A 21,571-nucleotide genomic window follows, 5' to 3' on the forward strand; every position below is an offset into this window, starting at 1 on the left:
ACATTGATTATATAGCAGTCCTACGGACTGCGGATTTCATATTTATTTGCATTCTTACTACATAGATAACATTCCTACGGAATGATATTCATTATAATTTTAAAGAGAATTCCGTTAGGAATCGTATCTGTGTAGAAAATTATATTGTCAGAGATAGCGCAGTCCGTAGGACTGCTATTTTTCTTTATTAAAAAATCATTTTACAATAAAAAATTAACTCAATTCATCATAAAATTCAAATAAATATTCATTCTTAAATTCAATTTCAAATGCGTTCAGCATCTCCATATATTCTTCTCTGAAACTCTTCTTCGAATGATGTTTTTCCTGATTCAGAATATAATTTACAACTTTATCCTTTTGGCTTTTTGCATAGGAAAATGCACCATAACCTTCCTGCCAGAAAAACTTTCCTAAACACAATTTCCTGTCATTAATAAAATTTGAGGATTCAATTTTAACCGTTTTAATCAGTTCCGGAATTGTAACCTGCAAATTCTTATAACTGAAGAAGATATGAATATGGTCTGGATTTGCATAAATAGCTAATACTTTTTGATTTTTATTGCTAAATATGCCACAAATATATTTTTCAATTTCTTCTCGTACTTCTGATTTAATTTTAATATCACGTCCTTTTGTAGCAAAGACAACCTGAATATAAATTTGTGTATAGGTGTTGGGCATAAAATTTTATTTTCATCACTTCTTCAAAGGTAAATTATCTTTGTCAAATTCCCAATGAATACAGATTTAGTTTCTAAAGAAAACAAATTCATATACCAATCTTTTTGCTACACAGATAACAGTCCTACGGACTGCAAACGCCTCTTTATTTATTATCTACACAGATGACATTCCTCTGGAATGTTTATTAATATTACAATTCTTCAAGTTGATTCCGTTAGGAATCTTATCTGTGTAGAAAATTTATTGTAATAACGTTGCAGTCCGTAGGACTGCTATCTCATCAAACCAAATCTTAAAAAATATGCAGCCCAAAAGGACTGCATACCATATTATACTTTAAGATCAGCTTCTAATCCTATCAAATCTTTGTTGGCATCAATAATCGGCTGAACTTCATTTGCAATGAATTCTTCCGTTTGAATTGGTGCAAAACCGATGAAGTTTTTAGGATCAAGAACTTCTTTTAATTTTGATTTATCCAGTTTTAATGAATCGTCGTTCAGGATTCTTTCGATAAGATCATTTTCCTTACCTTCTTCTTTCACCTTTTTAGACGCTTCCATGGAATGAACTCTGATCACTTCGTGGATTTCCTGACGGTCACCACCAGCTTTCACTTCTTCCATAATGATGTATTCTGTCGCCATGAAAGGAAGTTCTTCCATAATATGTTTGTTGATTCTGTTCGGATATACAACAATTCCGTTCATGATGTTATTCCAAATTAACAGAATCGCATCAACAGCTAAAAAAGCCTGAGGAATAGTTAATCTTTTGTTTGCAGAATCATCCAAAGTTCTTTCAAACCATTGGGTCGAAGCTACCATTGCAGAACTTGTGGTTAAAGACATAACGTATTTTGCCAATGCCCCGATTCTTTCGCTTCTCATTGGATTACGTTTGTAAGCCATTGCAGATGAACCGATCTGGTTTTTCTCGAATGGTTCTTCAATTTCTTTCAGATTTTGAAGCAAACGTAAATCGTTGGTGAATTTATGAGCCGATTGAGCAATATTTCCTAATAAAGCGACTACTTTAGCATCTATTTTTCTGTCGTAAGTCTGTCCGGAAACGCCAAAAACTTTCTCGAAACCGAATCTTTTTGACAATTCTTTATCTAAATGTTTTACTTTGGAATAATCACCGTTGAAAAGCTCTAAGAAACTTGCAGCCGTTCCCGTTGTTCCTTTTACTCCTCTGAAACGTAATGTTTCTAAAAAGAAATCAAGCTCTTCGATGTCAAGGACTAAACTCTGAAGCCAAAGGGTTGCTCTTTTTCCTACCGTTGTTAATTGCGCCGGCTGAAAGTGTGTAAATCCTAAGGTTGGTAAATCTTTATATTGAATTGCAAAATCCGCTAAGTTTTTAATAACGTTAACCAACTTTTTCTTTAAGATTAAAAGTCCGTCACGGATCTGAATTAAATCTGTATTATCTCCTACAAACGCTGAAGTTGCCCCCAAATGAATAATTCCTTTTGCTGAAGGTGCTACATCACCATACGTATGAACGTGAGCCATTACATCATGTCTGAATTTTTTCTCGTATTCGGCAGCCTTTTCGTAATCGATATTTTCAGCATTGGCTTTCAATTCGGCGATTTGCTCGTCTGTAATGTCAAGACCAAGATCTTTTTCGATTTCAGCAAGGGCAATCCAAAGCTTTCTCCAGTTCTGGAATTTATTGTTATGAGAAAAGTTAAACAACATTTCTTCGCTTGAATAGCGTTCTTCCAAAGGATTTTTGTAGGAATTCATTCTTTTCTTTTACTTTTTTAGATATGCAAAAATACGGTTTTTCAATGAGAGATAAAAATTAAGGGATTTGATTTAGTATTTTTTTGATTTTTATCTTAAAAAACTCATTTTTAAAGGGGTTAAAGTCGAATTTTTGTTTCAAATTTAACTAAACACATCTGATTTACTAGCCCCGATTGCAATGAAAATCCTTTTTAAAAAAAAAGATTGTAATGGAAAGCGGGAAATAGCTCCAAAAAAGATTATGATTAATGGTTGATAGCTGATGTACTGTTGTTCAGATTATTTTATGTGAAATACTGTCTCATAAAAAACAAAAAGTCACTCTTTCGAATGACTCTTTCATTTATTGATAAATGGCAACATCATTTTTCTTAATCTGATAGCCTGTCTTCTTATAAGGTACCAAAACATAGGTGTCTTTGATGTGCTTTCCGCTTTTCCAAACCTTGCTTTTTCCCTTCCTGTCGAGAATAATGCTGTTTGCGCTTCCGTCTGGAATAAAAATTTCGGCTTTCTTCATGTTTTTACTGAAAATAACCGCTGTTGATGTGGTATAGCTTTTATCTGAACTTATCTCGTTTAATTTAATTTTCTGTTCAAAAACTCTTACGCAATCATTTTTGATCTGCGAATAAGTATAACCTGCGGAAGCTTTGCAGCCATGAACATCTTTATCTCCGCCCACGATATGCGTTTGCTGTGCAAAGACTAATGAACCAAGGAACATTGTACTGAATAAAATTATTTTTCTCATTTTTAAAAATTTTAAGTTTTCAATTATCTAAAAAATTATGCCAAAGCATTGATGAGTTATTGTTTATTCAAAAATACAAAAAAAGCCACTCATTGTGAGCGGCTTATAAAAATTTATTTTGTCCAGTTAATTTTGGAATGTTTCACATCGGATGAGTTGGTTCCGATCATGATATCAAATTCACCCGGTTCCCAGTCGTATTTCAGATCTCCGTTGTAGAATTTCAGGTTTTCCTGAGTAATATCGAAGGTAACTTTTTTAGATTCCCCTTTTTTCAACATTACTTTCTGGAAGCCTTTCAGTTCTTTTACGGGTCTTGTAATGCTTCCTACCATATCTCTGATATAAAGCTGAACGACCTCCGCTCCATCATAATTTCCGGTATTCGTTACAGTAACAGATGCCTGAATGGTCTGATTTCCTTTTGGATTAGCATTGGAAACTGTAACATCAGAATAATTGAATTTTGTGTAACTTAACCCATAACCGAAAGGATACAACGGCGTGTTACACTCATCCATATAATTGGAACGGAATCTCTGGTATTCACATTTATCAACCAGCTTCTGATCTAACGGGCGTCCTGTATTTTTAGCATTGTAATAGATTGGAACCTGCCCTAAACTTCTTGGGAAAGTCATCGGCAATTTTCCTGATGGATTTACTTTTCCGAACAGCACATCAGAGATTGCATTTCCTGATTCGGAACCTGCAAACCAGACATTAAGAATTGCATCCGGAGTATCTTTAATGTTTGTTAAGGCTAAAGGACGACCTGTGAAAAGAATTACTGCAATTGGCTTTCCTGTCTTTTTTAGTTCATTTAAAAGATCTACCTGAGACTGAGGAATGGTAATTTCTGTTCTTGAAGACGATTCTCCGCTCATTTCAGCAGATTCTCCGATTGCCAGAACAATAACATCGGATTTATTGGCAACATCTACCGCTTCTTTTAATAAAGCTTCTTTTGAACGGTTGTCTCTGTCGGTTTTTTTACCGTGCGCTGCATAGATATCTTCCAGTTTTGCATCATAATCAATATTTGCTCCTTTTGCAGAAAGGAATTTCACTTCTTTACCGAAGTTTTCCTGTAATCCCTGCATCAGATTAACGGCTTTCTCATGTTTTGCTGCAACGCTCCATGTTCCTGCCATGTTCAGAGAGTTATTTACCAATGGTCCGATTACGGCAACAGTTCCTGATTTTTTCAAAGGCAAAACCTGATTGTCGTTTTTCATCAAAACCATAGACTGTGCTGCTGCATTTCTGGCAATGTTTCGGTTTTCCATATTGTACACCTCTTTTGCAGCCAGTTTTGCATCTCCGAATTTATATGGATCCGAAAACAAACCTAAGTCGTATTTCGCTTCAAGAATTCTCTTTGCTGCCATATCGATCTCAGCTTGAGTCACTTTTCCTTCTGCTAAAGATTTTTTTAACGTCGTTAAAAATCCTTCACCTACCATATCCATATCAATACCTGCTTTTAAAGCCAATGCGGAAACTTCCTGAAGATTTCCCATCCCGTGATCTACCATTTCATTGATTCCGGTATAATCGGTCACTACGAAACCTTTGAAGTTCCATTTGTTTCTTAAAACTTCGGTTTGCAGCCATCTGTTTCCTGTTGCCGGAACTCCGTCCACTTCGTTGAAAGAAGCCATTACAGAAGCTACTCCTGCATCTACTGCTGCTTTGTAGGGCGGAAAATATTCGTTGAACATTCTTACGTGACTCATATCCACTGTGTTGTAGTCTCTTCCTGCTTCACCTGCTCCGTACAGGGCGAAATGTTTAACGCAAGCCAGAATATTGGTTCCATTGGCAAGGTCTTTTCCCTGATAACCATAGACCATATTTTTTGCAATTTCACTTCCTAAATATGGGTCTTCACCGGAACCTTCAGAAACTCTTCCCCATCTTGGTTCACGGGAAATATCCACCATTGGCGAGAATGTCCAGTTGATTCCGTCGGAAGCTGCTTCTTTAGCGGCAACTCTTGCCGACTGCTGAACTAAATTCATGTCCCATGAAGCGGCTAATCCTAATGGAATCGGGAAAGTTGTTTCGTAACCGTGGATGACGTCCATTCCGAAAATCAATGGAATTTTAAGACGGCTGTTTTCCACTGCCACTTTCTGAACGGCTCTGATTTTATCTGCTCCTTTTATATTGAAAAGTCCTCCGACTAAACCCTGTTCGATTTTTTTTCCGATGTCTGAACTTTTAGCCAAACCGGTTGTAAAATCGCCTGAACTTGGTAAATTAAGCTGTCCGATTTTTTCATCTAAAGTCATTTTCGACAAAAGATTATCCACAAAAGCTTTCTTTTTAGCCTGATATTGAGCCGTCTGATAAGACTGAACGGGCTTCGTTATCATTTCCTGTGCCGAAAATACAGGAGCCAATGCTAAAGTGGCGATTACAATTAACTTTTTCATAACTCTATCTTCTTTTAATTATAGTTCTATTTTTAATTTTTTGTTTATCTAAACGAAAAGTCGAAAAGTTTTTTTTAATTATCCTGCCTATTTTCTGTTTGCGAAGGTAATTCTATAAGGTAAAAGTATGAACTATTCATTCAGCAAACACTTTTCGTTTAACGATTTATACTAAATTATTTCTCTTTTCTTTTTGACAGCATCCATTCGTATAATTTAGGATTGGAATAGGTAGAATCCCAAGAATTATGGTTGTCATTTGGAAAAATTGTCAATTCGGCAGAGGGATTTACAGGATGCAGTGCCTGATAAAAATTAAATGCATTTTCCGGTAAAACAACATCATCCATTCCGCCATGAAAGATTTTCATATTCAGATTTTTGTACTGATGGATGTTTGCGTACATTACTCTGTCGGTAGGCGCGCAAACCGGAACGACCGCCGCAAACATTTCGGGATGTTCCATTGCAAGTTTCAGTGTTCCCCAACCTCCCATTGAAAGTCCGGTAAGGTAAATTCTTGAAGAATCCACTTTATATTTTGACTGAATTTCTTTGATCAAATTATATACGGTAACGGTATCCCACCACATATTTTCAGGACATTGAGGTGCTAAAATTGCCACCGGTTCTTTTATTAAGTTTTTATAGGTAAACGGACTGTGCGCTTTTACGATTTCCAAATTATTGCCTCTTTCTCCGGAACCGTGAAGAAAAACAATAAGCGGAACGTTTCCTTTTGTATTCTGAGGAAAATCCAGAATGTAAGATATTTTTTCCTGTCTTTTTACTTCTTTGTTGAGCTCTGCTTTTATTTCCTGAGCATTTGCTTTTACAGAAAATAAAAACGGCAGCAACAAAGCGTATTTTAGTTTATATTTCATATCAGAATTTGTATGTTTTGGATATTCTAATTTAACCATTCTTTTTTAATAGCCCCGATTGCAGCATTTGTCTGAGCTCATTTTAGGGTTCCGGCGGCGGCTCCGCCCCCGCCGAAACCCTAAAATAGCGAGTGCGGAAAGCGGGAAACAGCTTCTGAAAAATTATTTAATATGGTATTTTTCTGATTTGAAGCTTAATTTCTTTAATCCCTGCTGAATTTCGGGTGCATTCATGAATAATTTCCACAAAAATCCGGTTCTGTAATTTTCTATCATTGGAGCGATCGTTCCCTGATCGATCGCGAGATATCTCGGCGTTGTCCAGTTATTGTAATGAATAGACGTTGCATCGTAAGGTCCGGCTGAGCCAATAAATTCAGGTTTTTGAGTGTAAATAAATCTTAAAAAATCCATTGATTCTTTTGGAGAATACGGAAAACTACTCAACGCCGCAGTAGGAGTAATTACACCACGGTCATTTTGCGGAAAATGTGCATCATATCCTGCGCTTCCGTCCTCATTTCTTGAATAACTGGCTGTTAATCCCCAATAATTGGGTCCATATCCTTTCCAGTTTTTGGGATTTTCAACGCAATATTTATAATCAATAAGAACCTGATTTTTATTTAAATCAAAATAGTTTTTGATTAATTTATCGGATAAGTTCGTCGGATCCAGACCGATATAGGAATAATGCGCCCAAAATAGAGGCCCTCCATATTCTGCTGCTCCATTGTGTTTTACATACATTGGAAGACCATATTTTTCTTTATCTGAAAGGTAAGTTCCGTTTCTTGTCCAGCCTTTGTAGTAGGTTTCGGCATCGATCGGATAAGTAGGTGACGAAGCGGCTAAAATATAGGTAATTAAACATTCGTTGTAGCCTTCCAACGGGAAGTTCATTTCCCACTGATAATCGGGTGACCAATGCCAGTAAAGGACTTTCTGCCCTCCTTTTGTGTACCAGTTCCATTGGATGCCTTTCCAAAGCTCGTCACATTTTTTGGCTAAAGCTTTTTCTTCAGTATTTCCGTTTTTAAAATATTCGCGAACCATTAAAATTCCTGAAGTTAAAAAAGCGGTTTCTACCAGATCTCCTCCATTGTCTTTTTTGCCGAACGGCACTGTTTTTCCAGTTTCACCATTGATCCAGTGTGACCAGGCTCCTTTATGACGATCTGCTTTTGCAAGAAAATCCATCATGGTAGTCAATCTTTTCACCGCATCTTTTCTTGGGATAAATCCTCTTTCTACGCCGACTAAAATGGTTGCCAATCCAAATCCTGATCCTCCTGTCGTCACAACATGTTTATCATTATCCGGATAGATATTATCTTCGTGATAGCGTTCTCTTCCCAACATTGAATTGGGCTCTGCATAATCCCAAAAATACTTTAAAGCATCTTTTTGCACCTTATCCATTAACTGCTCGTCTGTGATATTGCTTTTTACAATCTGAACTTTTGATGCTTCCTGCATGGAAGTCTGTGAGTTCTTACACGAAACCGAGAGTGATGATATAGTGATGACTGAAAGTATTATCCTTTTCATAATTTAATTTTGTTTAAAATCCATACTGTGTAGAATGGAATCCTAATTTTATTAATCCCTGCTTAATATCGGGCGCATTCATAAATAACTGCCATAAAAACTGGCTTTTATAATTTTCTACCATTGGTGCAATCGTTCCCTGATCTATTGCTAAATATCTTGGCGTAACCCAATTATAATGAACAGAATAAGCATCATAAGGTCCCGCTACACCTACATATTTATTATAATTTTCATTATACAGAAATCTTAGCATATTCATACTTTCTGCAGGTGTGTAAGGCATACTCGATAATGCTGCTGTAGGAGAAATAATTCCTAAATCGTTATTTGGCTGATGTGCAGCGTAATCGTCTCCTCCTGTACTCGGATTTCTGGAATAACTTGCAGTAAGCCCCCAACTTTTCGAATTATAACCCTGCCATCCTTTTGGATTGGCAACGCAATACTGATACATTATTTTAGCATGATTGGTTGTGGCATCGCCATAATTTACATATTCATCGGACAAGCCTCTCGGATCCAGTCCTAAAAATGAATAATGCGACCAAAACATCGGACCTACCGTGCCATTTGCGCCGTTATGATTGACTACAACAGGTAATCCAAACTGAGATCCTGTATTTTTTATACTTCCGCTTCTGGCCCATCCCTGCTGATAAACAGGTTTATCGATTGAGTAATTTGGAGATGCAGCAGCCATGATATAGGTAATTAATGTTTCATCAAAACCTCTTAACGGCATATTCATCTGCCAATCGTAATTGGGAGACCAATGCCACGTAAGCATATTGGGAGCTGCGGGATTTTGCGTATACCAGTTCCATTCAATTCCTTTCCATAGCGCATCGGCTTTTTGAGAAATTGCCAGTTCTGAAGCATCTGAAGAGTTTTTAAAATATTCTCTCACACAGATCAGTCCCTGCGCAAGAAATGAAGTTTCAACCAAATCTCCTCCGTTATCTTTCTGACTGAAAGGTACAACCTGACCGTTGGTTCCATTGATCCAATGCGGCCATGCTCCGTGAAAACGATTGGCATTCTGAAGGAAATTAAGAGAAGTTGCTAATCTTGAAACCGCTTCTGCTCTGGAAATATATCCGTTTTTAATACCCACTAAAATAGTCATGAGTCCAAAACCTGAACCTCCAGTTGTCACAATATTTGCATCCTGAGAAGGATTATCGGTATGATATCGTTCTCTTGCTAATTTTGATCCCGATTCGGCGTAATCCCAAAAATACTTTAAAGCATCTTTTTGTACCATTTCGATGAGTTGTGCATCGGTGTAGTTGTTGGTGGGAGTTTCTGTATTGCCTCCAATAGGTGTTCCTGAACTCGGTGATGAATCTTCTGAAGAACATGAATTGATTAACAATCCTATGAATAATGTTGTAATTATAAATTTTCTCATATTCAAATATATAAAAAAGAGCCTTTAAAAGGCTCTTTAATAATTATCTATTATCCTTTTCAAGCTTATATAAAGCTATTACATCTGAAGCTTTTAGAGCAATATTATACATTCTGAATTCATCTAGCTGCCCAGCAAAACTAGTTGCCCAATCCTGTTGCGAACCATTGTTTAATGGAGGAACTGTTTCAAACTGATGTGAACCAAAGACAACTTTTCCATTAGTTCCTGCCATTAAAAAATTACCATACCCTGCTGCATTATTTGGATTAGTAGCACCTCCTGGATCATTTGCATACCAAGTTGCAGCACCTCCAAGTTCTCCTCCAGCTGGAGAATATGCAAATCCATCTAAATTTTTAGCGGCTTCACCATTTTGATAAACATAACATTTACTTGTTGCTGCGTCATAAGCAAAAACTACATGAACCCATTTACCTTTATAACCATCAAGATTAGCTATCACGCTCTGACCTTTCCAAGCAACACTTGAATTACTGGTTTCAACACCTAATTTAAGTCTAATTCTATCTGGTTTAGAGGCATTTGGATTTTCTATAAATAAATTAATTCCTCCCCAAAACTCTGTCGGGCGTACAATAGAGAATATACCTTGAGCACCTTTACCCTGACCTGGTGTGGCAGGATCAACAGTACCATCACTTTTTAACCAAAAAGCAAGTGTAAAACTGCCATTAATTCCGGTAATGGCATTTGAAGCATTAGCAACAGAATATCTCATAACTGTGGATGATCCATTATAAGCCATTCCCTTTGCTCCAGTAGCATATGCAATACCTACGGGCATTTGTCCTGTGATATTATTAATTTTATCATTCAAATTATTCTCAAAACTGAGCTTAGCAATCAAATTTCCTGAAGCGATATCATCTGAACTCTGATATCCCCCGATAGAAGCGTAGGGTATCGCAGGATTATCTTTATCGATACTATCTTCGCAACTTATTGTAACAGCACTTAATAAAGATAATGCACCAATATATTTTATAAAATTTTTATTTCTCATTTTGATATTTTTAAAATTAATAACCTGGATTTTGCTGTGACATTCCTTTTGACTCATCAATAAAAGCTTGTGGAATCGGAAATAACTCATGTCTTCCCACAACAAATGTTTTACCATTAGCTGTCATCGCCGCCTGTGCCTGTCCAGTTCTTACAAGATCAAACCAACGATCGTGTTCGAAAGCCAATTCTAATCTTCTTTCATTCCAGATAGCGACTCTCATCGCCAACTGTGTTGTTGCAGTGGTATTTGGAAGACCGACCCTTGTTCTCACTTGATTTAGGTAACTAGCCGCATTAGCAGTTTGCCCTAATTCATTTAATGCTTCAGCTTTCATTAGTAATACTTCAGAAAATCTTAAATATCTGATATTTGCATCCGAATCATCTGAACCTGTAAATGCAGAAGAATACGCTTTGTAGTTATAATAAGGATTTTCTACTGTAGCCGGCACAACTCGACCGTCATATAGTGTAGAATTTCTAAAAATAATTGTTGCATTCCGTCTTACATTGTCACCTGCAGTATTATAGGCATCAACTAAACTTTGAGAAGGTGTATTAAATCCCCATCCCCATCCACCAGCTCCTCTAGCTCCCTGAACTTGAGAATACTGCTGGATTCCTGGCATAGATGCACCACCATAACCTTGAATTTCAAAAATAGATTCTGCATTATTTTCTCCAGATACTTTATAAATATCCTGAAAATTTGTGGTCAAGGAATAACCTACCACTTGATCACAATTTTCTGAAACTTTCTGCCAGTTCTTTTGGTATAAATAAACTTTTGCTAATAGTGCATAAGCAGCGCCCTTACTTGCCCTACCGACATCGGCTCCTGTATACGCACTTTTTGCCGGTAAAGCTGCTATAGCATCTTCTAAATCTTTTACAATAAATGCATAAACCTCATCTTTTGATCTTCTTGTCAAAAGCATTTTGCGATCTTCTTCATTATTTGAATCCGCAATTCGGTCTACAATGGGAACTCCACCCCATCCTTTAACCAAAGTAAAATACATAAAAGCTCTTAAGAATTTTGCTTCTCCAATTAATCTGTTTCTAAGCTGTGGATTTGCCTGATCTAACATTGGAATAAACTTTAAAGCTTGATTTGCTCTGTTAATTCCATTATAATTTGCTTTCCAAACTTCATTAAAAGAGCCTGTAGTAGGTGTAATATTTAAAGCATCCAATAAATCTTTGTCTGATCCTGAATCTCCAGGAGATGATCCTTTATCTGCATCATCAGAAATAATACTTGAAATACCTATCCACGAGAAGGTACTCATATCCCAATCTAAAAATTTTGCATAAACTGCTGTCACAAAACTTTTGGCTCCTTCGTCATTATTATAAAGAGATAAGTCTTGAGTTGAAACACTAGCAGTAGGTGCAACTTCTAATTCATCATTACAACTATTCAGAAACAATCCTGATAAAGCTATAGCAGATAATATTAATATTTTTTTATTCATTACTTTAATTTTAAAATTTAACATTTACGCCAAATACAAAAGATCTTACCGTTGGATAAGCATCTAATTCAATCCCAGCACTTCCATAAGGATTATTATCACCAGGCAATTCAGAAGTAAAACCAGAAAATTTCTGGCTAATAAAAGGGTTAATAGCGTTTACATACAGACGTATTGTTTTAACAGACTTTAATTTTGTATCTATATTATATCCTAAAGTAATATTATTTACTCTGAAAAAATCACCAGATTCTAAGTAGTAATTTGATGCAATAGGTACGGAATTAAATGGAGCCGGATTTTCTGCTGAAGTATTGGTAGGTGTCCAAAAATTGCTTGCAACATCATACTCAATATTTTCTCCGGAAAATCTCTGTGCTTTTTTTCCATTATATACTTTAAAGCCAAAAGCACCATAGCCATTAACTGAAAGATCAATATTTTTATATCTCAGGTTAATATTAATGCCCAAAGTAGACTTAGGAATATATGATCCAAAGAATTTTCTGTCATCAGCATCTGCTGCTCCTGTTTTACCATCGCCATCTGTATCTACATAAATAAAATTTCCGTTGGCATCATAACCAGCAACTTCCCATAAATAAAAACTACCAAGGGCTTGACCTAAAGTCTTTTCGGATAACAGCTTTGTCCATTGTCCATTACCTAAGCTTCCTCCGTTAATATCATTTACATTTTCGTCACCTAGCTTATCAAGTGTATTTTTATTAAATGAATAATTAGCATTAATTGAATAAGAAAAATCCTGCCCTATTCTATCCCCCCATCCTAAAGATACTTCGATTCCTTTGTTTGTTACCTGTCCTAAATGTGAATAACCTGCTTCAGAAAGACCTGTTGTACTAATTGGTGTTGCTTGAAGAATCAAATTATCTGTTACTTTTTTATATAAGTCAATAGTACCTGTTAACCGTCTATCTAACATTTCAAAATCTAATCCAATATTACTTCCTTTAACAATTTCCCAAGATAAATTAGGATCAAAATATCTTACTAATGTAGTTCCCCCATTGTTTGCTATGCCATTGAAATAATAATTATAATTCTGTCCAGTTGCAAATGGAAGAAAATTTAGAGGAACATTTTGATTTCCTAACTTACCCCAACCTCCTCTAATTTTCAGAAGATTAAGAAAAGACACATCTTTTAAGAAATTCTCCTCGGACACAACCCATCCTGCTCCAAAAGAAGGAAAGGTTCCCCATCTTTTATCTTTAACAAATTGAGAAGAACCGTCTCTTCGTACAGTTGCTGTTAACAAGTATTTATTCATTAACTTGTATTGTGCTCTAGCAAAGTATGATAAGGTTCTCGCGTCGTTTGCTTTAACAGAGTTTAAAGTTGCTAAATTATTACCTGCATAATTGGTTCCGTCCAGATTCCAATAGTTACTATTCTCCAATACATTATTTCTAGTGTAAGCTACAGATTCGGCTCCAGTAAAAACTGTAAGTTCTGTACCTAATGTTGCTTCAATATCATGTACACCAAATTTTCTATTGTATGTCAAATAATTTGTAACAGAGTAGTTAAAATCGTTAGATCTATTATTAGTTAAAGTGTTAATTGGATCTGAAGAATTATACTGTACTAGAGTTCTTGTTGGATCATTAGCTAACCAAATTTGTCTTGTTGGTGTATAGTTATAACTTTTTGAATTATTGTATTGTCCAGAAAATTGTCCCGTATATTTAAGTCCTTTAAACAAATCTACATCTAATTTGACACTTCCCTGTAACTGAAAATCATTATTTTTTTGATTAAAGAAATTCAACTGTGCAACAGGATTCCCAACATTGTTAAATGATGAACCACTTGTAGAAGCAAAACCGTTAGTCCCTACAAAAGAAACCCCGTATTGCCCTGTACCAAAATACACCGGAACGATAGGTGACTGCTTGTAAGCCGCTGTAAAAGCACTCAAAGGTTTTGGTGTAACATTGAAAAATGCTGCACTTAATGTCTGTGTTAATACAACTCCTTTTGCAATTTTGAACTCGTTATTGGTTCTTACTGTTGTTCTGTTATAGTCCGTTCCTTTAAGTATTGATTTTTCATCATAGTTACTCGCACTGAAGAAATATTTAGCATTCTCCGATGCACCGGAAATTGAAACATTATGCTGATTATAAATCCCTACTCTTGTAATCTCATCAAACCAATCTGTATTTACAGGCTGATCCTGAGAAAATTTAGTATTGGCGAGAGCTGTATTTGTATAATAGGCAAAAAGATTACTTCCCGCCATTTTTACTTTTTTAAGAGGCGTTCTTACTCCAATAAATCCATCATATTCTACAGAAATCCCTTTACCTCTACCACTTTTTGTTGTTATGATAACAACTCCATTTGCTCCCCTATTTCCATAAATTGCTAAAGCAGAAGCATCCTTAAGAACATCGTAAGTTAAGATATCATTGGTATTTATGTTTGAAATACCTCCAACCATCATTCCGTCGACAACATATAGAGGTTCTCTTCCTCCTAATGCAGTACCCAAACCTCTTATTACAATAGAAGGTGTTGATCCCGGTAGATCTGATGCAGAGACTTGTACCCCCGCAGCTTTTCCTTGAATTGCCTGTGTTGGATTAAGAACTTTAGTCTTGCTTACTTCCTCAGCGTTAATGGAACTTATGGCAGCTGTATTATCAACTTTTTTCCTACTACCATAACCAATCATCACTACTTCCTCGATCTTCTGCTCCTTCGGAACAGTATCTTTTGGAGTAGTTTGCGCATTGACATTCATACCGAAGTATAAAACCGCAATGAGACATGAATACTTTAAATCACTTTGTTTCATATAGTTTAATTTTATTCGTACAATCAGTTCTGAGATCGGAAGCTTCACTTCCGACTGTCTTTTTACAGGAAAATAATATATTCTCAATAAAAGACATTAGTCAAAATTATAAAAATATCTTCAACAATGTTAATTATACTTAAATTTTTTATCATTCTGTTAATATTTGATATTTACAGAAAGACATTTAATAATTGATTATAATTACTAAATTGCTCAATATAAATTCAATTATTAAATATTTCTCAATTTTAAAGGAATAATATTCAATTAAAAATTTTCGTCTTATTTACTTATAATAAATATCTTAACAACTATAACTCCACAAATTCAGATTTTATTTTGTTATATCATCAATTTAACAATATGAGTAATAAAATTTGTTAAACTAATTCTACTGTCATAAATTTGGTTCAGTATTTGACAATCATTAACGTTTAATCAATATCAATGAAAAAATATATTATCGCGGCGGCTCTTCTGATAGGAACCGGAGCAGTTATCAATACAACCATGCAGTCCTGCACAACTTTGGCAACGTCTGATCTTGGATTATCGATTATTAAGAGACTTCTTTTAAACGGAATCGATAAAGGAGTTAATGTATACAGCAACAGAGATGCTTTTCTGCAGAACAATATGGTGGATAAAGCTCTTCCGAAGCAGCTTAGAGACATCAACTCAATGCTGGAAAAAATTGCGCCGTCTCTGGTTGCAAAAGAAAGAGCTTATATTGCAGATGCGGCAGTTTACACCGTAAACATTTCAAAACCAATCCTTGTGAATGCTGTTAACAGCCTTAATGCAAATGATGTCACAAGAATTATTCAGGGGGAGAAAGGAACAGCAACTTTAATTCTGAAAGAAAAAACTTCCCAACAGCTTATTGCCGCAATTACCCCAAAAGTTGAAGAGCAGCTTAACCAATACGGAATTGTGAAAAGCATCAACACCGCATTATCGGGAAGCAATTTACTGGGAAGTCTTCTGGGTGGAAACAAAACTTCTGTAAATTCGGGAGGATTAAGTCAATTAGCTTCCGAACAGCTTGTGAACGGGATTTTCAACATCATTGAAGATTATGAAGTCCAAAATTCCAAGTCGCTTCTGGGACCGCTTGGGAAATAGAAAAATTTTAACTATATTTATATAGATTTTTAAAAAGCAGATGGATATATTACAAGGAAATCAACACGCAAACCCTGAAGATTTTTACAACTCTTTGAGGGAAAAACTGGAAGGTCATCACGATTTTCCGGAAGATTATTTATTTAAATTTATTATTCCTACCGATCAGGCAAAACTTACAGAGATTTATAAGGTTTTCGACGGAATCAAATTTACACTGGGAAACCGCGAAAGTAAAAACGGAAAATACACAGCCTGCAATATTAATGCATTCGTTTTAGATGCAGATCAGGTGGTAACCATTTATCAGGAAGTCGCAAAAATAGAAGGCGTCATTCTTTTATAAAAACAAAAAGTCAGCTTTACGGCTGACTTTTTTTAGTATATTTTTCAAAGAAGTTTTTATTTCTCGATAAAGTACTTCACATTTTCAATTGGTCTTCCGAGCATCGCTACAGAACCTTTAATAATAATCGGTCTCTGGATCAGGGACGGATTTTCAGCCAGAACTTTGATCCATTCTTCTTCAGATAAATTTTTGTCTGCGAAATTTTCCAGATACAATTTATCGGTTTTTCTGATGATGTGAAAAACACTCTGATTCAGTTTTTTTAAAACCGTTTTAATTTCCTGCTCACTCAGCGGATCTTCAACGATGTTGATGATCTCAAACGGAACTCCGTTTTCGTCGAGGTATTCCAAAACCGCATTCGATTTTGAACAATTTCCATTATGTAAAACCTTCACCAACATGATTATTTATATTTAAAAATTAGCTGTTTCTTTAGCAAATTTAGAAAGAAATAAAACGATTCCTGCTTTAATGTATGATAAAAGTTTGTTAAAACAAACCGTTTAGTTCCGCTTCGATTTTCTCTAAAATAAATCCGAAATCTTCAGGCTTTTCTACAAAATCAAGATCATCCACTTCAATAATCAAAAGTTTGCCTTCCGTATAATTGGAGATCCATTTTTCGTATTTCTGATTCAGTTTTGAAAGATATTCGATGCTGATTGATGCTTCGTACTCTCTTCCTCTTTTATAAATTTTCTTTACCAGATTCGGTACGTCAGATTTAAGGTAAATTAATAAATCCGGCGCAGAAACGAAAGATTTCATCAGATTGAAAACAGATTCGTAGTTTTTAAAATCGCGATCCGAAAGAAGATTCATATCGTTCAGGTTTTCTGCAAAAATGTGTGCATCTTCATAAATCGTACGATCCTGAATAATATTTTTCCCGCTTTCCCTGATCTCTTTTACCTGTCTGAATCTGCTTCCCAAAAAATAGATCTGAAGCGCGAAACTCCACTTGCTCATATCTGCGTAAAAATCCTCCAGATAAGGATTATGATCTACATCTTCAAACTGGGCATCCCAACCGTAATGTTTAGAAAGCATTGTGGTTAACGTGGTTTTTCCTGCTCCAATATTTCCTGTAACTGCAATGTGCATATTTTCCCTAGTATATTTTAATTTAATAAAGATCTAAATTCCGGCAGCCTGAATCTGGGAAGTATCTTCAAGAAGCTTCTCAAGAGAACTTTCCGCAGGATTTTTGCTTTCAATTTCCTGATTTTTCTTTTCCAGTTTTCCTTCAGGACTATCGGGTTCCGCCACTTTTTCTATTGATTTTTCTTCTTCCTGTTCCGCAGCTTTCTGTTTAGGATCAGGCTCCGTTTGTGGTTTGGACTCCCTGTTTTTTTCAAGGCTGTAAAGGTAAAGTTTATTAGCTTTTATTTCAAAATAAGACAGTGTATTTTTATCCACAATCTGCGCATCCGGATCTTCAAAGATTTTCACCATTTCTTTTTCCGGAATGTACTTTAAAATAGAATTATTGGTAATCACCAGTATAAATTCATTCTCCCGTCTGAAACGTTTTCCGTTTTCCAGAGGTGCTTCAAAAAGCTTTTCAAACTTTAATGAATACACACGGATGTATTTTCTCGTTAAAATATACACCTTGCTTTCATACACCAAAAGATCCGTTAAATCATCAATTGCGGCATCGAAAGGATAAGAATTAATCGTCGTTTCGTTTCTGAAATTATACTGAATAAGGCGTTTTGTACTCTCATCCAACAACCAGAGCTGTTGAAGATCTTCCGCATAAGCCATTTTGATAAAGCCAAATTTCTGCTTAAAATCGACCTTTTGGATTTCGTTAAGATTCTGATCTACAAATTTCATTTCCTGAGCATTCTCAGAAAACAAAGGAACGCTTAACGGATTTTGTACCGTCTGCACTTTATAAGGAACCGTAAGCATCATCTTTCCGATCTGCTTTCCTAAGGAATCGTATTTGGTAAAGCTGAAATCTTTGTTTTTATAGATGTACAGATTTCCGTAATCGTCGGCAAGCATGTCTTTTGCTTCCTTCAGTTTCAGCGTGTCTAAAGGAAGGGCTTTCTGCGCGGATAACGAGCAGAAAACCAATACAAATATGAAGGATAATAATTTCAAATTCTTTTACTAAGATAGCGCTCCGGAAAGGAACGCTACCAATTTACTGCTTTTATTTATTTCAACAGAAATTGCGGTTCATTTTAACTTATTTAATCGCAACTTCGTAAATTTTCGACCAGTTTTTACCTGTTACCAACATATGATCTCCTTTGAAGGCGATTCCGTTAAGAACGTGTTCGCTGTTATTCTGAGTATATTCTTCCGTGATCTTTGTAAAATCAAATTTCCCTACGGTTTCTCCGGTTTGAGGATTGATCTTTAAAATATAAGGCTGATGCCAGATATTGGCATAAATAAATCCGTTGTGATATTCCAGCTCGTTGATCTGATTGTAAATTTCTTTATTTCCGCCCACAGAAACCGTTTTCACCACTTTGGAAGGATTATTTACATCCAGAAAATACAGTTTATTCGAACCGGTGTCTGCGATAAGATTTTTCCCGTCATAGGTCATTCCCCAACCTTCTCCGAATTCATTCGGCAAAGGAAATTCCGAGATTTTCTTTAACGTATTTTTATCGTAAACAAATCCGATTTTATTTTGATAGGTCAACTGATAAATTTTATCTCCGGCAATGGCAATTCCTTCGGAGAAAATATCGGCGGGCTGTTTTTCAGTCTGCGCCGGAGCCGTACTTCCCAAAGTATATTTTATTAATTGTGAAGCTTTTTCCAGCCCATCACTTTCATAAACCGTATTTCCTTCTATGAGAAAACCTTCCACAAAATTGTTCGGATCATGAGGATATTCTGCTACAATTTCAAAAGGAATATTGGCTTCAGGATTTTTGGTAAAAACGTTGATGGTGGCATCCTGATTTAAAATTTCTCCGCCCTTCGTTTTAATATTAAATGTTACTTCATTCTCGCCATACGCAAAAAACTTCGGATCAATCGTTAAATCTGAGGTTTCCTTATTTCCGAAACTTATGGAAATACTTTCTGCATTTTCCGTAACTTCCTGCGGAAGATTCAACTTATCACCAAAATGATATCCCTTCTCTTCCATCGCATTGTTATAATCCGCCAAAGAATCAAGGATTTTTTTATCGTTTTTACAGGACATCAACAGCAAAGCTGCTGCAAAACCCGCGATCAGGCTTTTCTTCACTTTAAGTTTTTTATTTTCATTACCAAGACAGAAGACATCAAAATTTATTTGATCGCTACTTCATAAATTTTAGACCAGTTTTTACCGGTTACCAACATATTATCTCCTTTAAAGGCAATTCCGTTCAGTACATCGTCGCTTCCTTTGGTATTTTGCTTGGCAATTTCTGTAAAATCAAAAGTTCCTACCACTTCTCCGTTCGCAGGATTAATTTTCAGAATGATCGGTTTCTGCCAAACATTGGCGTAAATAAATCCGTTATGGAATTCCAGCTCATTCAACTGATCGTAAGCCTGAGAACTTCCCGCAACGGCAATGTATTTTATCATTTTTGAAGGATTGTTCGGATCTAGGAAATACAATAATTTACTTCCATCTGAAGCAATTAGGTTTTTACCATCGTAGGTTAATCCCCAACCTTCACCCAAAACATTCGGATAGGCAAATTCTTTGATTAATTTTAAAGAGCTTTTATCGTAAATATATCCTTTTTTGCTCTGCCATGTTAACTGATAGACTTTATCGCCAACAATGGTGCTTCCTTCAGAAAAGTCTTCCTGTGGCTGTTTGGTTGAAGCCAAAGGCGTTGTGGTTCCTAACGTATATTTTAAAATCTGCGAAGAACCGTTCTGTCCGTCGCTTTCATAAATCGTGTTGCCTTCAATCTGGAAACCCTGCACGAAATTTTTCGGATCGTGAGGATATTCGGCGATGATTTCGTAATTGATTTTCTGCTCAGGATTTTTGGCAAAAACATTAATGGTCGCATCCTGCGTTAATGTTTCGCCGCCTTTTGTTTTGATATTAAAAGTAACAGCATTGTCGCCTAATGTAAAGAATTTAGGATCTATCGTAAGACCAGATGTTTCTTTATCTCCAAAACTGATCGAAATGGTTTCTGCATCTTCGGTTACCTCTTTCGGCAAATCCAGTTTATCTCCGAAATGGTATCCTTTTTCCATCATCGAGTTGTTGTAATCTGCCAAAGAATCCAGTACTTTTTTATCATCTTTACATGAAGCCAACAACAAAATCGCTGCAAAACCTGCTATTATATTTTTTTTCATTGATTTCTAAAATAATTTCCCCAAAATTAGCAAAATTTATTCCTCTGAACTAATTTCATGAAGATCTTGACCAAATTGTAATATGTAACCGTTGTTATCATAGATCGCAAATTCCCTCATTTCCCAGTCGAACGTTTCTATTTCGTAGCAGATTTTCGTTTTGTCTTTCAGTTCGTCCCATAATTCATCTGCATTTTCTACGTTAAAATAAAACGAACCTGTAAACCCTATTCCGTTGAATTTCTCATGCTGATTCGGTTTAGTGAGCATGATCTCTACCTCATCTTTCTGTAAAGAAGCCCATTGCCAATCATAATTTCTTTCCTGTAAGGTAAAACCAAGAATCTGCGTATAAAAACCGATTGTTTCATCGAATCGTTCTGTCCATAAAACGGAACGAAGGGAATTGAATTTTGCCATCATTTATATTTTAATTCACGAATTGAGATCAGCTTTCCAGATAGGGTTTCAAACTTTCCTTCAAAATTCCGTTCCAGCCTTCCGTGAAAGATTCCCGTGAAAAATGGTCACCTAAATCGTTAAAATGGTCAATATCTTCGTGAATAAGCTTTACTAAAGTTCCGTTTTCATCGGGTTTCAATTCCCAGGTTACGGTTGTTTTTTTATCGGAAAATTCGGGATAAGCCCAGGAATATTTCAGTTTTTCATTGGGAACAATTTCTAAAATTTCTCCCTGATGATGATACTTTTTCTCTTCCCCCGGTTCATAAAAGTTGAATATTTTGCCGGTTTGCAGTTCAAAATCAAAAATATCGAAATACCACGACTGCATTTCAGTTTTATCGGTTAATGCTCTCCAGACTTTATAAACCGGAGCATTTATTTTCTGCTCTACAATAATTGGTTGACTCATATTTCTGTTTTTTAATGTTTGAATGCAAAAATGATGAAAGAAAGTAAGACTATTTGTTATTTATAAAACCTCAGAGGTTTATGGTATTTAAAC

Annotated in this window: 19 protein-coding genes; 2 read left to right on the forward strand and 17 right to left on the reverse strand. The window is 35.7% G+C overall.

The window, feature by feature from the left end; translation table 11 throughout:
• Positions 1–213: 213 nt before the first annotated feature.
• The 10 genes from tnpA to H6W52_RS10990 all read right to left on the reverse strand — a co-directional run bounded on the left by tnpA (position 214) and on the right by H6W52_RS10990 (position 14,828).
• Positions 214–687 carry an IS200/IS605 family transposase gene (tnpA, locus tag H6W52_RS10945; protein WP_108411511.1) on the reverse strand — a complete coding sequence of 158 codons (474 nt, stop codon included), beginning with the start codon at positions 685–687 and terminating at the stop codon, positions 214–216.
• Positions 688–1,019: 332 nt separating this feature from the next.
• Positions 1,020–2,447, reverse strand: coding sequence for an adenylosuccinate lyase (purB, locus tag H6W52_RS10950; RefSeq protein ID WP_116098618.1), 1,428 nt, complete (start codon positions 2,445–2,447; stop codon positions 1,020–1,022).
• 346 nt (positions 2,448–2,793) lie between these two features.
• Positions 2,794–3,204, reverse strand: coding sequence for a hypothetical protein (locus tag H6W52_RS10955; RefSeq protein ID WP_116098617.1), 411 nt, complete (start codon positions 3,202–3,204; stop codon positions 2,794–2,796).
• Positions 3,205–3,317: 113 nt separating this feature from the next.
• The gene (bglX, locus tag H6W52_RS10960; protein ID WP_116098616.1) at positions 3,318–5,645 is read right to left on the reverse strand and encodes a beta-glucosidase BglX; all 2,328 of its coding nucleotides are present in this window, start codon (positions 5,643–5,645) and stop codon (positions 3,318–3,320) included.
• 176 nt (positions 5,646–5,821) lie between these two features.
• The gene (locus tag H6W52_RS10965; protein WP_116098640.1) at positions 5,822–6,529 is read right to left on the reverse strand and encodes a prolyl oligopeptidase family serine peptidase; all 708 of its coding nucleotides are present in this window, start codon (positions 6,527–6,529) and stop codon (positions 5,822–5,824) included.
• 162 nt (positions 6,530–6,691) lie between these two features.
• Positions 6,692–8,080, reverse strand: a complete 1,389-nt coding sequence (locus H6W52_RS10970; RefSeq protein ID WP_116098615.1) for a glucoamylase family protein — start codon at positions 8,078–8,080, stop codon at positions 6,692–6,694.
• A 13-nt stretch (positions 8,081–8,093) separates the two neighbouring features.
• Complete coding sequence (locus H6W52_RS10975) at positions 8,094–9,494, reverse strand: glucoamylase family protein (protein WP_116098614.1); 1,401 nt, start codon at positions 9,492–9,494, stop codon at positions 8,094–8,096.
• Between the two features lie 43 nt (positions 9,495–9,537).
• The gene (locus H6W52_RS10980; protein WP_157967250.1) at positions 9,538–10,521 is read right to left on the reverse strand and encodes a LamG-like jellyroll fold domain-containing protein; all 984 of its coding nucleotides are present in this window, start codon (positions 10,519–10,521) and stop codon (positions 9,538–9,540) included.
• A 16-nt stretch (positions 10,522–10,537) separates the two neighbouring features.
• The gene (locus tag H6W52_RS10985; protein WP_116098639.1) at positions 10,538–12,001 is read right to left on the reverse strand and encodes a RagB/SusD family nutrient uptake outer membrane protein; all 1,464 of its coding nucleotides are present in this window, start codon (positions 11,999–12,001) and stop codon (positions 10,538–10,540) included.
• A 10-nt stretch (positions 12,002–12,011) separates the two neighbouring features.
• Positions 12,012–14,828 (reverse strand): SusC/RagA family TonB-linked outer membrane protein, encoded by a 2,817-nt coding sequence (locus tag H6W52_RS10990; protein WP_116098638.1) that lies wholly within the window; start codon positions 14,826–14,828, stop codon positions 12,012–12,014.
• A gap of 450 nt (positions 14,829–15,278) precedes the next feature.
• Between H6W52_RS10990 and H6W52_RS10995 the strand changes: the two genes are divergently transcribed.
• Both H6W52_RS10995 and H6W52_RS11000 read left to right on the forward strand, forming a co-directional pair.
• Positions 15,279–15,956, forward strand: a complete 678-nt coding sequence (locus H6W52_RS10995) for a DUF4197 family protein (protein WP_116098612.1) — start codon at positions 15,279–15,281, stop codon at positions 15,954–15,956.
• A gap of 40 nt (positions 15,957–15,996) precedes the next feature.
• On the forward strand, positions 15,997–16,302 hold the full coding sequence (locus H6W52_RS11000; protein WP_087706271.1) for a DUF493 family protein: 306 nt from the start codon (positions 15,997–15,999) through the stop codon (positions 16,300–16,302).
• 56 nt (positions 16,303–16,358) lie between these two features.
• Here the strand turns inward: H6W52_RS11000 and H6W52_RS11005 are convergent, their stop codons facing one another.
• The 7 genes from H6W52_RS11005 to H6W52_RS11035 form a co-directional block, all read right to left on the reverse strand.
• Complete coding sequence (locus H6W52_RS11005; protein WP_116098611.1) at positions 16,359–16,709, reverse strand: ArsC/Spx/MgsR family protein; 351 nt, start codon at positions 16,707–16,709, stop codon at positions 16,359–16,361.
• Between the two features lie 88 nt (positions 16,710–16,797).
• The gene (locus tag H6W52_RS11010) at positions 16,798–17,412 is read right to left on the reverse strand and encodes a deoxynucleoside kinase (RefSeq protein ID WP_076394463.1); all 615 of its coding nucleotides are present in this window, start codon (positions 17,410–17,412) and stop codon (positions 16,798–16,800) included.
• A 33-nt stretch (positions 17,413–17,445) separates the two neighbouring features.
• On the reverse strand, positions 17,446–18,423 hold the full coding sequence (locus H6W52_RS11015) for a hypothetical protein (protein WP_116098610.1): 978 nt from the start codon (positions 18,421–18,423) through the stop codon (positions 17,446–17,448).
• A gap of 88 nt (positions 18,424–18,511) precedes the next feature.
• Positions 18,512–19,537 carry a glutaminyl-peptide cyclotransferase gene (locus H6W52_RS11020; protein ID WP_116098609.1) on the reverse strand — a complete coding sequence of 342 codons (1,026 nt, stop codon included), beginning with the start codon at positions 19,535–19,537 and terminating at the stop codon, positions 18,512–18,514.
• A 44-nt stretch (positions 19,538–19,581) separates the two neighbouring features.
• The gene (locus tag H6W52_RS11025) at positions 19,582–20,604 is read right to left on the reverse strand and encodes a glutaminyl-peptide cyclotransferase (RefSeq protein WP_116098608.1); all 1,023 of its coding nucleotides are present in this window, start codon (positions 20,602–20,604) and stop codon (positions 19,582–19,584) included.
• 36 nt (positions 20,605–20,640) lie between these two features.
• Positions 20,641–21,024, reverse strand: a complete 384-nt coding sequence (locus H6W52_RS11030) for a VOC family protein (RefSeq protein WP_308196698.1) — start codon at positions 21,022–21,024, stop codon at positions 20,641–20,643.
• 28 nt (positions 21,025–21,052) lie between these two features.
• Positions 21,053–21,478, reverse strand: a complete 426-nt coding sequence (locus tag H6W52_RS11035; RefSeq protein WP_116098606.1) for an SRPBCC domain-containing protein — start codon at positions 21,476–21,478, stop codon at positions 21,053–21,055.
• Positions 21,479–21,571: the final 93 nt, after the last annotated feature.

Source organism: Chryseobacterium sp. C2(2020) (genome assembly GCF_014218915.1).
Lineage (GTDB): Bacteria > Bacteroidota > Bacteroidia > Flavobacteriales > Weeksellaceae > Chryseobacterium > Chryseobacterium mucoviscidosis.